The organism is Paenibacillus sp. FSL K6-1217 (genome assembly GCF_045040735.1).
Taxonomy (GTDB): Bacteria; Bacillota; Bacilli; order Paenibacillales; family Paenibacillaceae; genus Paenibacillus_AQ.
The window spans coordinates 7,052,981-7,068,032 of sequence record NZ_CP150271.1; the positions used below are offsets into that span (position 1 = coordinate 7,052,981).

At 52.4% G+C, this 15,052-nt stretch carries 12 protein-coding genes; 10 read left to right on the plus strand and 2 right to left on the minus strand.

What is annotated here, in order from left to right; translation table 11 throughout:
* Nucleotides 1-108: 108 nt before the first annotated feature.
* The 3 genes from MHH28_RS30955 to MHH28_RS30965 are packed head-to-tail and all read left to right on the plus strand — an operon-like array spanning nt 109 to nt 4,428.
* On the plus strand, nt 109-1,995 hold the full coding sequence (locus MHH28_RS30955) for a sensor histidine kinase (RefSeq protein ID WP_405109231.1): 1,887 nt from the start codon (nt 109-111) through the stop codon (nt 1,993-1,995).
* Nucleotides 1,996-2,016: 21 nt separating this feature from the next.
* On the plus strand, nt 2,017-3,318 hold the full coding sequence (locus MHH28_RS30960) for an ABC transporter substrate-binding protein (RefSeq protein ID WP_405117345.1): 1,302 nt from the start codon (nt 2,017-2,019) through the stop codon (nt 3,316-3,318).
* 48 nt (nt 3,319-3,366) lie between these two features.
* The gene (locus MHH28_RS30965; protein WP_405109234.1) at nt 3,367-4,428 is read left to right on the plus strand and encodes a substrate-binding domain-containing protein; all 1,062 of its coding nucleotides are present in this window, start codon (nt 3,367-3,369) and stop codon (nt 4,426-4,428) included.
* 141 nt (nt 4,429-4,569) lie between these two features.
* Here MHH28_RS30965 and MHH28_RS30970 read toward each other — a convergent pair whose 3' ends face one another.
* Together MHH28_RS30970 and MHH28_RS30975 are read right to left on the minus strand one after the other, a co-directional pair.
* Nucleotides 4,570-5,745 (minus strand): glycosidase, encoded by a 1,176-nt coding sequence (locus MHH28_RS30970; protein WP_405109236.1) that lies wholly within the window; start codon nt 5,743-5,745, stop codon nt 4,570-4,572.
* A complete protein-coding gene (locus tag MHH28_RS30975) occupies nt 5,745-6,974 on the minus strand; it encodes an AGE family epimerase/isomerase (protein WP_405109238.1) in 1,230 nt (409 codons plus the stop codon). The genes MHH28_RS30970 and MHH28_RS30975 overlap by 1 nt, the downstream gene beginning before the upstream one ends.
* Nucleotides 6,975-7,235: 261 nt before the next feature.
* Here MHH28_RS30975 and MHH28_RS30980 point away from each other — a divergent pair, with 261 nt between their 5' ends.
* The 7 genes from MHH28_RS30980 (at nt 7,236) to MHH28_RS31010 (ending at nt 15,001) form a co-directional block, all read left to right on the plus strand.
* Complete coding sequence (locus tag MHH28_RS30980; protein WP_405109240.1) at nt 7,236-8,000, plus strand: response regulator; 765 nt, start codon at nt 7,236-7,238, stop codon at nt 7,998-8,000.
* A 415-nt stretch (nt 8,001-8,415) separates the two neighbouring features.
* Entirely contained in the window at nt 8,416-9,792 is a 1,377-nt protein-coding gene (locus MHH28_RS30985) for an ABC transporter substrate-binding protein (RefSeq protein ID WP_405117347.1), read from the plus strand.
* Nucleotides 9,793-9,901: 109 nt separating this feature from the next.
* On the plus strand, nt 9,902-10,783 hold the full coding sequence (locus MHH28_RS30990) for a carbohydrate ABC transporter permease (RefSeq protein WP_405109243.1): 882 nt from the start codon (nt 9,902-9,904) through the stop codon (nt 10,781-10,783).
* Nucleotides 10,784-10,787: 4 nt separating this feature from the next.
* Nucleotides 10,788-11,621, plus strand: coding sequence for a carbohydrate ABC transporter permease (locus MHH28_RS30995; RefSeq protein WP_405109245.1), 834 nt, complete (start codon nt 10,788-10,790; stop codon nt 11,619-11,621).
* Nucleotides 11,622-11,685: 64 nt separating this feature from the next.
* The gene (locus tag MHH28_RS31000) at nt 11,686-12,711 is read left to right on the plus strand and encodes a glycosylase (protein ID WP_405109248.1); all 1,026 of its coding nucleotides are present in this window, start codon (nt 11,686-11,688) and stop codon (nt 12,709-12,711) included.
* The gene (locus MHH28_RS31005) at nt 12,656-12,826 is read left to right on the plus strand and encodes an acetylxylan esterase (protein WP_405109251.1); all 171 of its coding nucleotides are present in this window, start codon (nt 12,656-12,658) and stop codon (nt 12,824-12,826) included. The genes MHH28_RS31000 and MHH28_RS31005 overlap by 56 nt, the downstream gene beginning before the upstream one ends.
* A 105-nt stretch (nt 12,827-12,931) precedes the next feature.
* A complete protein-coding gene (locus MHH28_RS31010; RefSeq protein WP_405109254.1) occupies nt 12,932-15,001 on the plus strand; it encodes a methyl-accepting chemotaxis protein in 2,070 nt (689 codons plus the stop codon).
* The last annotated feature ends 51 nt before the right edge of the window (nt 15,002-15,052 follow it).

The following is a 15,052-nucleotide window of genomic DNA, read 5'->3' on the forward strand; positions in this document are numbered from 1 at the left end:
TATGTCCTTGTGCATCCTTAAGCGTATGCGTATAATGGTTTTGTTAGGATTTTGTTATTGTTGTTTGCTGAATTAGTTATGGAGATTCTGGACCAGGGAGAAGGCCGAATGAAAGCAGGACGCAATTACAACTGGTGGTCTTATATTGAGGACATGTCCATGGAGCGCAAGCTGTTGCTGGTCTTTCTGGTTATTATCACGTTACCGCTGTCTGTCATCAGTGTGATCAGCTTCAAGAGCTACTCGGAATCCATCCAGGCGAACACGGTCGCCTATTCCGAGAAGCTGATTGATCAGATGATGGATTCCATCGATGATTACATAGAAGATATGAAACGGATATCCTCCATGCCCGCCTACGTTAATGATATTAAGCAGAATCTGATCCGCTCGAACCGCTATTATGAGCAAAAGCAGATGATGGAAGGCAAGCAGGACACAGCCCTCATGGCTCCCGGCGACTTGGATCTCCTGTTGTCCATTCAGCGGGGCATCGAAGAGAATATTTCGTTTATCAATAATATTAAGCGGGGAACCAACTCCGTTTATATTTTTGATGCTTACGGGAACGGATATTATTCTGCCAAGGATGGAGGGGTCCGGCTGGATCTGAAGCAGAGCTACAGGTTCTGGAGTGAGCAGGTGAAAGACTCCGGCGGAGAAGCGACCCTTCTGGGAACACAGGCGTATACAAGCAATTTGCAGAGCACCCGTTATGCCTTTACAGTAGTGCGTCCCCTTCTGGACGGGCTGTGGAAGCCGGTCGGCCTGATCGCGGTGGAGGCTAACTTCAGTAATCTGGAGAATCAGATCGCTGAGCTGGATAAGGTAACCCATGGGAAATCGATTATCGTGGATCATTCGGGAAAAGTCATCTATGACAGCGACCAGAAGCTGCTGACTGCGGATATTTCCCGCTCCTCCTTATTCCGTTCTGCGGAGGGAAGCTCCGGGAGCTTTTATGACACGGTATCCGGTAAGGACCGGCTTAATATCTATTCAAGCTCATCCAAGACCAGCTGGAAGGTGATTATTTCCATACCGGTGGATGAATTGACCCGTGGAGTGAAGCTGACCCGCAATGCTACTATAGGCGCTACTCTAATCATCATTGTGCTGGCTCTGATCATCTCGATCATTCTGTCGTTTGCCCTGACCAAGCCGCTGACCCGGATGATTCAGTTGATGAAAAAGGTACAGAGCGGCGACCTCGATGTCACCTTCCGCGTGAAACGCCGTGACGAGATCGGCCTCCTGGGGCATCAATTCAACCGGATGCTTGCCCGCATCCGCCAGTTGATTGACGACATTTACCGGATTGAGGAGCAGAAGAAGGAAGCGGAGCTGCAGGCGCTTCAGAGCCAGATCAATCCGCATTTTATCTACAACACGCTCGAAACCATCCGGATGACGGCGGAGATCAATGATGATGTGGAAGCGGCTGACATGATCTCCATTCTGGGGAAGCTGCTTCGCTACAGCACCAGTGACTTGACCGGCTGGGCAACGATGAAGCAGGAGCTGCTATATGTACGGAACTATGTGGAGCTGCTGGGCAGCCGCTATCCGGGAAGATTTGAGCTGACGATTGATGTTCCGGGGGCGCTTGACAACTATTCCATGATTAAGCTGGTTTTTCAGCCGATTATTGAGAATGCTGCGTATCACGGTCTGGATGATACCAAGCCCCGGATGCATCTGAGCATCAAATGTGAATATACAGAGCATAAGCTTCTGTGTCATATCCGCGATGACGGCTGTGGAATGGATCAAGTCACGCTGGATACCCTCAAGGAGCGGCTTAGACATGAGACTCCCCCGAAGAAGAGCATCAATGGCGGGATTGGCATGATCAATGTACACCAGCGGATACAGCTGCATTATGGGCCGGCTTACGGTATTGAGGTGTTCAGCAAGCCGGGCGAGGGTACGGATGTCATACTATCGCTGCCGCTGCCGGGGCATGGCACTGTAATTGAAGGGAAGATCCCTTGAGGAGGAATGGGCTTGAAAAGGATGATTTTACGCTTTCCGGTGTATACTTTTCTGCTGCTGCTGTTTATCCTGCTGTCAGCGGGTTGTGACAGCCAGAGCAACAGCCGTCCGGCCCCCGCCCCGGCAGCTACTGCCGGAGATGAAGCGCCCTCTGGGCTGTCCGGTACAATCGTGATGCTGACGAACCGGATTGATCTGATTGAGAATGGAACATTCAAGGGCTACGCCAATGAGTTCAGGAAGCGGTATCCTGAGGCTCATGTGGAATTTGAGGGGCTGTCCAGCTATGCCACGGATATCCTGGTCCGCTTGTCCACCAAGGATACAGGGGATGTGCTGCTGCTTCCGGTCAATCTGCCCGCGAAGGAGCTGGAGCTGTTCTTCGAGCCTCTGAGTGAGGAATTAGCAGCGCAGGAGAGATTCTCGACCTTCGCTACTTATGGCGGCAAGCGATACGGGCTGTCTACAGGCACTACCACGAGCGGAATCGTCTATAACAAGAAGGCTTTTGAGCGGGCGGGTATTGAACAGGTGCCGCAGACGCTGGATGAATTCTACGCGGCCTGCGCCAAGCTGAAGCAGGCGGGTATCATCCCGCTGTATATGAATTACGGGGCAGTCTGGCCGCTGCGGGAGTGGGGCAATAATCTGGTTAATTATATGACGGGTAACCCTGATTATTTGAATGATATGGTCCATGAAGACAGCCCCTGGCAGATGGATAACGAATGGGGGCAGGCTCTGGGAATTGCCAGAACCATGATGGCTAAGGGTTATGTCGAGGAGCAGCTGTTCTCCAACAACTGGGAGGTCTCCAAGGCCAAGCTGGCCAAAGGAGAAGCAGGCATGTACCTGCAGGGGAACTGGACGATCCGGCAGATTATTGCTGCAGGAGCTTCACCGGAGGACATCGGCTTTTTCCCTTTTCCCTATGACAACGATCCGGCCCATTATGCTGCGCTCAATCCCGACTGGTTCATGGGCGTCAGCAGGTTCAGCCGCCATAAGGAGCTGGCGATGGCTTGGCTGGAGTATTTCATTACAGAAACCTCGTATGCGACAGACTGGGGATTCCTTCCGGCGGATCATTCGGACGAGCCTGCCCTGCCGCAGTACAGCGAGTTCCTGTCCTATCATCCGCAGCTGGTTGAGGCTACGGTGCAGACGGATACTTTTATTGACATGGCGAACCGAGCGAAGCTGAGTTTCTGGTCAGGCGACTATATTCAGGACTTGCTCGCGGCCCCGGATTTGCAGAAATCCTTGGACCAGTTGAATTCGAAATGGAAGGAAGCACGCAGGAGTCAGCAGGCTGCTCCGTAACCACCGGGCACTGCACAGCAAGCAAGATCACATTCTGGAGGTATTGTTGTGGCCAAAAAAGTAACGATGCAAAAAATAGCCGATCATCTTGGGGTATCCAAGTTCGTTGTATCCAAATCGCTCTCCGGCAAGGAGGGGGTCAATGAGACCACCCGGGAGCGGGTCATTCAAGCCGCCTCTCAGCTTGGATATTTCACCCAAGCAAACGCCTATGTACAGAGTCCGAAGCGCCGTTCCCTGACGGGAGAGCAGGACCGCAATAAGCAATCCGTGCTGGTGCTGATGCCCAATATCCGCTCGCAGACCCAAGATTCCCTGTATTGGGGTAAAATCGTGGATGGCATTGCGCTGGCGCTAGATCAGGAAGGGCTTGGCATGGTGATCATTTCAGAGCATAGGGCGGATAATTTTGCTAATGTGCTTAATCCGGACGGCCTGCTTGGTCTGATCGGAGTCGGGCAGATCTCCACCTCGTTGCTGCTTGAAGTGCATCGGACCGGGCTTCCCATGGTCATGATTGATCATGAGGATGCCCTAATTCCGTGTGATACCGTGTTTGCGAATAATACCGATTCTATGGCCCGGCTCTGCAACCACCTGATCGGCAGCGGACATACGTTATTTCACTTTGTCGGCAATATCCGCTACTCCCGCAGCTTCCGTGACCGCTGGATCGGGTTCCGCAGCGCCTTGGAGGAGAGTCATCTGAAGACCCCGGCTATTGATGACGGGCTGTTGCTGGAGGGGATGGAGGATGTCGCACTCCGCGAAGAATTCAGACGCTGGGTCGCTGCGCGTCAAGAATCGGGTACATTGCCCACTGCGCTCGTGTGCGCGAACGACCTCATAGCGCTCACGGTTAGCGACGTATTGCGGGAAGCAGGGCTTGATATTCCTGCTGATATTTCGGTGACTGGCTTTGACAATATCGAGGATTCCTTGCGGGGGGTTACTCCGCTTACAACCGTTCATGTGCCTAAGGAAGCTATGGGCCGGGCTGCTGTAGAGAAGCTGCTAAGCCGGATTCAGAATCCCGCTGCACCGCTTGAGAAGATTCTGATCTCGGCAGATATCGTCCACCGGGACTCTGTGGGCAACCCCTGGGCTTGAAGCAGCAAAATTACCCCGCAAAGTGGAGCTTTAGCTTCGATGATGACTCAAAAACTTTGCGGGGACCCCAAGCATATAAATTCTTTCAAAAAGAAACGGTACTGTCCTATGAAAGGACGGTACCGTTTCCGCTTGTTTACGTTATTTCAACTGTAAATTCCGGTCGATCAAAGCAATGCGCTGTTGTACGCAGGCATAGGAGCGAAGCGGATCTTCAGGAGTATTCATGACATAATCCAGCAGTTGGTCTACAGTGGTGGTGGCTACATGGATACGGGTATCGGAGGAAGCGTAGTAGATGAATACCTCTCCATTGTCACGGGCGATTACACCGTTGCAGAAGACAACGTTGGAGACGTCGCCGACGCGTTCTTCGCCGTCCGGAGCAATAAGGTGTCCGCCCGGGGCATGGGTCACGCGGTCAGGCGCAGCAAGGTCAGACAAGAAAGCATAGAGCACATAGCGCAGTCCGGCAGCCGTGGCCCGGACGCCATGGGCGATATGCAGCCAGCCGAGCGGAGTTTTAATTGGAGCCGGGCCTTGGCCGTTCTTGACTTCTTTGATGGTGTGGTAGTAACGCTGGTCCATAATCGTCTCACTGGTGATAACGGCGTTCTCAATCTGCTCTGCTAAGCCCCAGCCGATGCCGCCGCCGGAGCCGGCGTCGATGAACCCGTCCTGCGGACGCGTATAGAAGGCATATTTGCCGTCTACGAACTCTGGATGCAGGACCACATTGCGCTGCTGGGCGGAGCCGGTCTTGAGGTCGGCGAGACGCTCCCAGGTCTTGAGGTCCTTGGTGCGGGTAATTCCGCACTGGGCAACGGCGCTGGATAAATCACCATGAGGGGCATCCGGATCCTTGCGTTCGGTGCAGAACAGACCATAGATCCAGCCGTCCTCGTGCTGTACAAGGCGCATATCATAGACGTTGATGTCCGGGTCTGCTGTCTCGGGAAGTACAATGGGATGATCCCAGAAGCGGAAGCCGTCCACACCGCTGCTGCTCTCGGCGATGGCGAAGAAGGATTTGCGGTCATTGCCCTCCACCCGGGCTACGATGTAGAATTTGCCGTTCAGCTCGATGGCACCCGGATTGAATACGCCGTTCACTCCGATTCTCTCTGCGAAATACGGGTTGGTCTCAGGATTGAAGTCATAACGCCAGATCAAGGGGGCGTGTTCAGCAGTGAGCAGGGGATACTTGTAGCGGTCATAGATCCCGTTGCCGTAAGGCTGCTTTTCATTGGGGCGGCTGATCAGTGCTTCATAGCGTTCGGTCAAAGCCTGCTTGCGCTCTTCAAAGATTGTGTTCATTATATAGTCTCCTTCAAATGTAATGTTTCGCCAAGCCGCCGGATCATCTCGAAGCAGGCCCGGCTGTTATGGTAGGGGCATTTCCAGGCGCTGACCTTCGGTGCATGGGCCAGCGGCTGCAGGAATTCATCCACACCCCAGTGCCATTCGCCCAGCTTGTGATCAATCATATATTTCTCTATGAAGTTCCATGAGTTCTCAGCAGCCTTAAGGAAACGCGAATCTCCGGTTAACTGATACGCATTGTAGAATCCGACCATGGCTTCAGCTTGCGGCCACCAGTCTCTGGATTCATGGGATTTATCAATATAACCGTTAAGATCAGCCTCATTCCAGATTCCGCCGTCCGGTTCTATCCCCTCATTCAGTGCGGCTTCGGCCATAGACAGGGCTGCCTTGCGTACACGCCCAAGCAATGCTTCATCCCCGAGCACCTCCGCAGCTTCATAGAGCAGCCAGCTTCCCTCGATGTCGTGGCCGAAGGAGATGTTCCCGGACTTCACCTGCCACTGGTCATCCATGAACAGGTGAAAATGCTTGCCGTCCTCATCAAGGATGTGGTCCAGCATCGTGGCAATCAGTTCTGCCAGCTTGTTCCCCAGCGTCTCTGATTTCCATACCCGGTACAAGCCGGTGTACCCTTCCAGCACATGCAGATGCGTATTCATGGATTTCTTCTCATTCATATCCTTCGCGCTGAGACTTAAGTGATCGGTCATCTCCCACTCCCGCGTTAAGGCTTCGATATACCCTTTGTGAAGAGGGTCGTAGCCGTATTTCTCAATCAGGTGGAATAACTGGGTGGCATGCTGAAGGGAGTCATCCCGGCCGGTGGCATGATGGTACTCAGCCAGGGCATAAATGGCGAAAGCGAGACCATAGATTTGTTTCTTGGGCTGGGAAGCAGCGCCTTGTTCATCCACCATCCAGAAGAATCCGCCGTATTCGGAATCTGTGAAATTCTGAATGAGATAATCATAGGCACGGTCAGCGATTGCCAGATATTCTGCGGTTCCGTACACTCTGTAAGCACTTGCGAATGTCCACAGAATCCGTGCATTCAGTACAAGGCTTTTGTCCGCACCGGGCATCACCTGCAGCTGATTGTCCATTTCACCGATGAAGCCGCCATGAGTATCATCCAGGGTATACTTCATCCAGAAGCCAAGAATATTGTCTTTCAGCTCTGCTTCCAGCCGGGTGCGCCATACTTCGGTTGCGATGTTCATATTCGTTCTGTTCACTCCTTAATTTTGCTTGCTGGTATTGGAGTTTAATTTATTTATATTTGTTATTATTATATTAGTATATAATAATAACAAATATATAATTATGTTATAACCCTTTTTAGGCTTAAATTCAAGCGGGAAATGGATGAAGTCAATTGAAGACTATAAAAGTGGATAGGGACACATTTCCGATTAGACTTGGACAGTCTATACTTATATTGATAACGCTACCAAAGTAGGTATAATGACGGGGGCGATAAGGTGGTAATCCGGATTATGATTGCGGATGATGAGGAAGTGATCCGCCGCGGGCTGGAGAAGATCGCTTCCAGAATGGATGTGGAGGTTAGGGTCATCGGCTCCTACGGCAACGGGTTTGAGGCCTGGAACCATCTGCAGGAGTTAAGCCTGGAGGAGATCGATCTGCTTATTACAGATATCAAGATGCCGAGGATGGATGGATTCCAGCTGATTGAAGAAGCGAGAGCACATCATAAGCAGCTGCCTATAGCAGTACTGAGCGGCTTCAGTGAATTCGACTACGCCCGTAAGGCCATGCGCTTCGGCGTGCTTGATTATCTGCTGAAGCCCATTGATAAGGCTCAATTATATGATCTGCTCAAAAGTGTAGAAGCGACCCGGCGGACGCCTGCGGCTGCTCCCCCCGACGAAATGCCGCATCAGCCTTCCGAAGGCGGGGAGCATTATGTAGTCGAGCAGATGAAGAGCATTCTTGAGCAGGATTACGGTCTTAATTTCGAGCTTGAGCGGCTGGCTGAGGCGGTGGGAATGAATGCGAGTTATATCAGCAGGCTGTTTAAGCATAAGACAGGGCAGACCATCACGGACTATCTGATCGGCATCCGGATTGCGGCGGCCAAGAAGCTGCTTCTCCATCATCCGGACCTGAAGAATTATGAGATTGCTGACAAAGTCGGTTACAGCGATCCGGTGTACTTCAATAAGCTGTTCAAAAAGATGTGCGGCATGACGCCCAAGGAATACAAAAGCAGGTACAGATCATAAGCTTGCGCCGCACTTTACAGGAAAAGAGCCCATTGGCACTACCATTTCACTTCTTCAGGGAGTGACAGGGTAGTGTTTTTTAAAATATAAAAATTTATATGTTTCACATGATGAATTTTCCTTCTATTTCTCGCTGAAACGGTACCGTCATTTAAAAGGACGGTGCAGACGTTTTGTTTTTGCTGCCACTATATTTTATATAACAAAAATAACAAATTGAAGACCAGAAAAAGCAATTGAAACCATCGTTTAAAAGAATAGTAAGGTCTATAATTGCAATGAAAGCGATAACAACAAGAGATTCAAGATGAAGATAGGACGATTTAAGTTCTGTTTAGTGGAAAGATGAATTATGTTGTTATTGTTTTGTTATTATACTATTCCGTTTCAAATGAAGAGAGGGGTCAGAAATATGATGAAAAAAACCAAAGCAGTTACCGGATTGGCGGCGCTGACGCTGATGGCAGGGTTGTTCTCCGGCTGTGCATCTGACAACAATAATGCCACGAATGCCGCAGCAACTAATGCAGGCGGGAACACAGGCACCGCTGCGGAGGCAACTGCCGCTCCAGAGGGAGATGCCGCCAAGGATATCAAGGGTGATATTACGGTGATTACACAACGGACGGATATTGTGGATACCGTTTTCAAAGACTACGCCGCCAAGTTCAATGAGAAATATCCAAATGTCAAAGTGAATTTCGAAGCCTTATCCAATTATGAAGATCAGATCAAAATCCGTATGAGCACCAGTGATTATGGCGATGTTCTGCTCCTGCCTACCAGCGTGGCGATCAAAGATCTGCCGGACTTCTTCGAGCCGCTGGGTTCAATGTCTGATCTGGAGCAGCAATATACAGGCCTGGAAGAGCGGACGGTAGACGGGATTTCATACGGTATTCCGATTACGGTTAATTTCTCCGGCGTGATCTATAACAAGCAGGTCTTCAAGGATGCCGGAGTGACCGAGGTTCCAAGAACCTTCGACCAGTTCTCCGCTGCACTGAAGAGCATCAAGGAGAAAACGGATGCTGTTCCTCTCTACACGAACTATGCTGCGGGCTGGACGCTGACCCAGTGGGAAGCAGATCTGGCGACCGTTGCCGGCGACCGTGAATATGTCAACATCGGCCAGGTCGCTTCAGACGATAACTTCGTTCCAGGCCAGCCGCACTACGAGCTGTACAAAGTAATGTATGACGCAGCCAAAGAGGGTCTGATTGAAGAGGACCCGACCACTACAGACTGGGAATCCTCCAAGGCGGATCTGGCGAACGGCAAAATCGGTACGATGATGCTTGGCTCCTGGGCCATCGGTCAGATTAAAGCGCTGGCGGCGAACCCGGATGACGTAGGCTTCATGCCGTTCCCGACCCATGCCGACAAGATCCTGGTTCCGCTGTCTGATGACTATAATCTGGGGGTTAGCATTCACAGCAAAAATAAAGAAGCCGCCAGAGCGTGGGTGGACTGGTTCATCAATGAGTCCGGATATCCGACTACAGAAGGCGGAGGCATGAGCCCGGTAAAAGGAGCGGAATTGCCGGAAATTCTCAAGCAATTTGCAGGAACTGACATTACTTTTGACACGCTTGCTCCAGCTAAAGCCGGTGAAGAGGGCTGGGTGGATGCCATCGATAAAGAAGCTGAAATCGGCCTGTGGCAGCCTGACTTCAAGAAGGTCATCATCGAAGCGGCGATCGGCAACCGCAAGCAATCCTATGATGACATCATGAAGGAACTGAATGATAAATGGAAAGCAGCCAGAGCCAAAATTGTGACTGCCAAGTAGATCAAGGGTCAACAGAAAGGGGAGATGCCGGTAACGGCATGGTCCCCTTCACTTTTGCAGAGAGTAGGAAGCAGACTTCAGAGCAGTAAGTTTTCAGGAGGTGTGGAGCGTGCCCAAATTGTCTAACCTGAGCTATAAAAATCAACGGATTTTGATCATCTTTTTATTTTCGCTAGTACCCGTAGTTCTGCTGCTGACATTCTCCTATTTACCTGTATTTAAAATGTTTCAGTACAGCTTCACCAGCTGGAACGGGCTGAGCAAGGATATGGAGTACATCGGCTTTGACAACTACAAGACGATCTTCACCAAACCGGAGTACTTCGCCGTGTTCAAGGTTAGCTTGTATTACTTTTTTGCCACCTTTGTGCAGATGGGGCTGGCGCTTTATTTTGCCACGATTCTAAGCTTCAATGTCCGGATGAAGAACTGGTTCAAGGGGATTCTGTTCTTTCCGACCTTGCTGAACGGTGTGGCGATCGGGTTCATCTTCCTGTTCTTCTTCAAGCCGGAAGGAACGCTTAATACGATTCTTGATCTGCTCGGACTCGGGGCGCTGGAGCAGAAATGGCTGCTGAATCCGCAGCTGATCAACGTTTCCCTGGCTTTTGCCTCGGTGTGGAGGTATATGGGGATGAACTTCATTATCTTCCTTGGCGCGATCTCCTCGATCGGAAGCGATATCTATGAAGCCTCGGAGATAGACGGCGCGAACCGCTGGCATCAGTTCCGGCATATTATCATTCCAAGCATTAAGCGCATCCTGCAGCTCAATCTGATCCTCGCGGTCAGCGGTGCGATCGGAGTGTTCGAAATTCCGTACGTCATGACCGGCGGCTCCAATGGCAGCGGCACCTTTGTCATCCAGACCGTCGATGTGGCCTTCAAATACAGCAAGCTGGGACTGGCTTCGGCAATGGCTGTCATACTGCTCGGGATTGTTGTTGTGGTTACCATTCTGCAGCGCATTCTGATCAAGGAGGAGAAATAGAGCGATGCATACCTTGAAATACAACCTGGCGGCCTTCTTCAAATATCTCTCCCTGTTGCTGGGTGCGCTGATGGCGCTGATCCCGATTGTCGTTGTCTTCTTCGCCTCCTTGAAGACCAATGCGGAGTACGCTTCCACGGGGCCGCTGACCCTGCCGGAGAACTGGCTGAATTTCGCCAACTATTCTAAAGCCTTCGTAGACGGAAACATGCTGCTCGGTTTCATGAACACGATCATTATCGTCCTTATTTCCATTGCGGGCGCTACGCTTACCGGCTCGATGATGGCTTACATTCTGGCCCGGTTCAAGTTCAGAGGCAGCAAGGCGCTGATGGGAGCTTTTCTGCTGGCTACCCTGATTCCCGGAGTAACGACGCAAGTTGCCACTTTTCAGATTATCAATGCCCTGGATTTGTTCAACACCCGCTGGGCACCGATCTTAATGTATCTCGGGACCGACATTATCGCTGTCTATATCTTCATGCAGTTCCTGGACTCGATCTCTGAATCGCTTGACGAATCGGCAATGCTGGATGGCGCCTCCTACTGGAGGATCTATTGGAGAATCATTCTTCCGCTGCTGAGTCCGGCCATTGTGACGGTGATTATCGTGAAGGGCGTTAATATCTACAATGACTTTTACACCCCATTTCTGTATATGCCAAAAAGCAGCCTGCAGGTCGTATCTACCGCGCTGTTCAAATTCAAAGGGCCTTACGGCTCCCAGTGGGAGGTCATCTGCGCCGCGATTATGATCGCCATCATTCCGACGCTGATCGCGTTCGTAGCGCTGCAGAAATACATCTATAACGGCTTCGCCCAAGGGTCGGTCAAATAGCTGACGCCGTACACTAGACTTATCCGCAGCGACTGCTGTATTTAACATTTGGAGGGATTCTATTATGAGAGAAGTAAAACTGACTGGCAGCCAGAATCTGCCGAATATGCCTTGGCAGGACAGACCTGCCGGGAATGACCATCCGGTCTGGAGACATAGCGATAACCCGGTGATCAAGCGCAATCCGGCCAAGGGGGTCGCCCGTATCTTCAACAGTGCGGTGATCGCTTATGAGGGCAGCTTCCTGGGGGTATTCCGGGTGGAGGATCACACGACCCGCCCCCATCTGCGGATGGGCCGCAGCGTGGATGGCCTGGATTGGGTCATTGATGAGCAGCCGATTCAGTTCACAGACGAAGCAGGCCAGCCGTACATGCCGCGTTATGCGTATGATCCCCGTCTGGTGAAGGTGGAGGATACGTATTATATTATCTGGTGTACGGATTTCTACGGGGCGGCGATCGGCGTTGCCAAGACACTGGATTTCAAGAGCTTCGTCAGCCTGGAGAATCCGTTCCTGCCGTTCAACCGCAACGGAGTGCTGTTTCCCCGGAAAATAGGCGGCAATTTCGTCATGCTCTCCCGGCCAAGCGACAGCGGGCATACTCCGTTCGGCGATGTCTTCCTGAGCGAGAGCCCTGACTTCGTCTACTGGGGCAAGCACCGCCATGTCATGACCAAGGGCGGACAAGGCTGGTGGCAGAGCACCAAGATCGGCGGCGGCCCCGCACCGATTGAGACCTCGGAAGGCTGGCTGATGTTCTACCATGGGGTTACAGGGACCTGTAACGGCCTGGTCTACAGCATGGGCGCTGTTATTCTGGATAAGGATGAGCCTTCGAGAGTGAAATACCGCTCCCGGAACTTCGTGCTGACACCGGAAGAATGGTATGAGGAAAGGGGATTTGTCAACAATGTACTCTTCCCTTGTGCGACGCTGAACGACGCGGATACCGGCCGGATCGCTATCTATTACGGGGCCGCCGACACCTATGTTGGTGTTGCCTACACCACTGTCCAGGACATCGTTAACTATGTCATCGATACCCATGAAGAGGTTGGAGATGATGCCGCTCCCGGCAGAATATAGGAAGACAACCGCAGAGGAGACCGGATTGGCCGGTACCAGCTGTCCGCCATCGACGCAATTTGCCGCATACAACAAAATCACAGCCGCCAAAGAGCTGATGGTATATCATGAATAGGGTCATGAATATCTGCCATCTCTTTCTGATCGGACGCTTCAGACGTTCATGACCTTGTAACGGGTTCCTTCCGTACAAGAATACATAGAATCTGGCGGTGGTTTTTTGAGCAAGTCAACAGTTCGCAGTACATCTATTCTTACTCGGCTGCATCCCTCCAAGTCGCTGGGGATGCGGCTCTTTCTGGTGTTTTTTATCGCGACCATGGGAATTGTGCTGTCTCTGGGGTATACCTCCTACTCTGTGGCCAGACACACGATTGAGAACAATGCATTATCCGCTAATCAGCAGACCGTGGAGCAGACGGCAGAGAAGCTGGATGTGATCCTGCTGCGCTATGAAGATAATCTGGGTCAGCTGTTCTACAATGAGGATATTCAGCAGGCCATTGCCTTGGAAGGTCTTGCGGCCGCAGATCCTGCGAAGCACACAGAACTGGCCAAGACGCTTGACACAGAGCTCAGTCAATGGCTCTCCGCTGTACCTGGCGTGCAGGCAGTCTATCTGGTTCCGCTGAATGAAGCGTTGCCCGCCGCCGGGGCCGGTGAAGTGGACCGTGATTTCATGGCGGCTCTGCGCGGAGCGGCATGGTACAAGCAGCTCCAGGAGAAGCCGCAGAGGCTGTGGATTACCGAAACCCTGAAGCAGGGAGAGGCCGCAGGCGTGGTTCGTTTCGCCAAGTCCGCCGCAGCGGAAGCAGGCCACTCCGGTTATCTGGCGGTCTGCGATATTAAGACTACGGAGCTTGACAGCCAGCTGGGAATGGTTGATCTGGGTCAGGATTCCTATATTCAGCTGCTGACGGCCACCGATGAAGTGATTGCCTCCTCCCAGCAAGAGGAGACTGATACCTATCTGCGGCTGGGCGGAACCCTGTTCAAGGGCTTAAGCGACACCTCCGGCTCACTGCCGACCAAGGATGAGAAGGGCGAATCTATTCTTGCTGTCTATGGTACGCTGCATACCTCCGGCTGGAGACTACTCGGTGTGGTGCCTTCCGGCAATCTGACCAAGGATGCGGGACGGATTCTTAACACTACCTATATAGCAGTGGCTGCCGCTGCCGCCGTTGCTGTGCTGATTGGACTCTGGATGGTTCGGATGGTCTCCCGTCCGCTCTCACGGCTGCGGGATCTGATGGTCAAGGGGGCAGCCGGGGACCTGCGTGTACGGACCGGTGTCGTCACCCGTGACGAGATCGGCCAGCTGTCTGGCTCCTTCAACCTGATGATGGAACAGATTACAGAGCTGGTTGTCCACACCAATGAGACCGCGCGTGAGGTCACGGAAGCGGCGGAAGCCCTTGGCAATGCCTCGCGTGATACGGCGGTGGCCGCGAAGGATATTGCCGCAGCCACGGAAGAGATTGCCGGAGGTGCAGGCAGCCTGTCGCTGGAGGCGGACCGCGGCAATGAAATGACATCCCGGATCTCGGAGAAGATGGAAGCCGTCATTGCCGTAGCCCATGAGATCGGCGGAACCGCCCATAGCGTGGAGCAAGCCAGCGCTGAAGGGGTCGTCAAGCTGCAGGAGCTGCTGGGCAGAACACAAGAGACGGGTGACAGGACAGGCCGGCTGGTCCTTAAGGTGAACGAGCTTAAGGACACCGCCTCCTCAGTCATTCAGGTGCTTGAGGTCATGCAGAGCATCACCCAGCAGACCAATATCCTGTCGCTGAATGCTTCGATTGAAGCGGCGCGGGCAGGCGAAGCGGGCAAGGGCTTCACGGTGGTCGCCGATGAGATCCGCCAGCTGGCGGAGCAGTCCAAGCGTTCCATTGCCGTTGTGGGCGAGATTACGGACCGGATTATGCGGGATATGCATGAGACGGTGGACGCCCTGTCCGAGGTCGCACCGCTGTTCGGGGAGCAGATGGAATATGTTCAGAACACCAGTGGCATCTTCACCCGTGTTCAGGGGCAGATGCATCAGCTGATCACCAGGCTGGATTCGGTGTCCGCTTCCATTGACGGGCTGAACCACTCGCAGCAAGTCTTGTCAGAGACTATAGGCAATGTCAGCTCATTCGCCGAAGAATCCTCCGCCGCCTCTGAAGAGGTGGCCTCCCTGACCGGTGAACAGGAGAATGTAAGTGAATATCTGGTTACGCTCTCCGGCAGTCTGGAGAATGCCTCCTCCAGACTCCGGGAGCGATTATCCAAGTTCAGCGTGTGAACATTCTTCAGCGCCGCCTTTCCATAATGGAAAGGCGGTTTTTTTACCTCT

Excerpts from the sequence above, each read along its gene's own strand:
- MHH28_RS31000 (WP_405109248.1), top strand. The coding sequence starts at position 11,686 with ATGAGAGAAGTAAAACTGACTGGCAGCCAGAATCTGCCGAATATGCCT.
- MHH28_RS30970 (WP_405109236.1), bottom strand. The coding sequence starts at position 5,745 with ATGAACACAATCTTTGAAGAGCGCAAGCAGGCTTTGACCGAACGCTAT.
- MHH28_RS30975 (WP_405109238.1), bottom strand. The coding sequence starts at position 6,974 with ATGAACATCGCAACCGAAGTATGGCGCACCCGGCTGGAAGCAGAGCTG.
- MHH28_RS31005 (WP_405109251.1), top strand. The coding sequence starts at position 12,656 with ATGTCATCGATACCCATGAAGAGGTTGGAGATGATGCCGCTCCCGGCA.
- MHH28_RS30995 (WP_405109245.1), top strand. The coding sequence starts at position 10,788 with ATGCATACCTTGAAATACAACCTGGCGGCCTTCTTCAAATATCTCTCC.
- MHH28_RS30960 (WP_405117345.1), top strand. The coding sequence starts at position 2,017 with ATGATTTTACGCTTTCCGGTGTATACTTTTCTGCTGCTGCTGTTTATC.
- MHH28_RS30955 (WP_405109231.1), top strand. The coding sequence starts at position 109 with ATGAAAGCAGGACGCAATTACAACTGGTGGTCTTATATTGAGGACATG.
- MHH28_RS30985 (WP_405117347.1), top strand. The coding sequence starts at position 8,416 with ATGAAAAAAACCAAAGCAGTTACCGGATTGGCGGCGCTGACGCTGATG.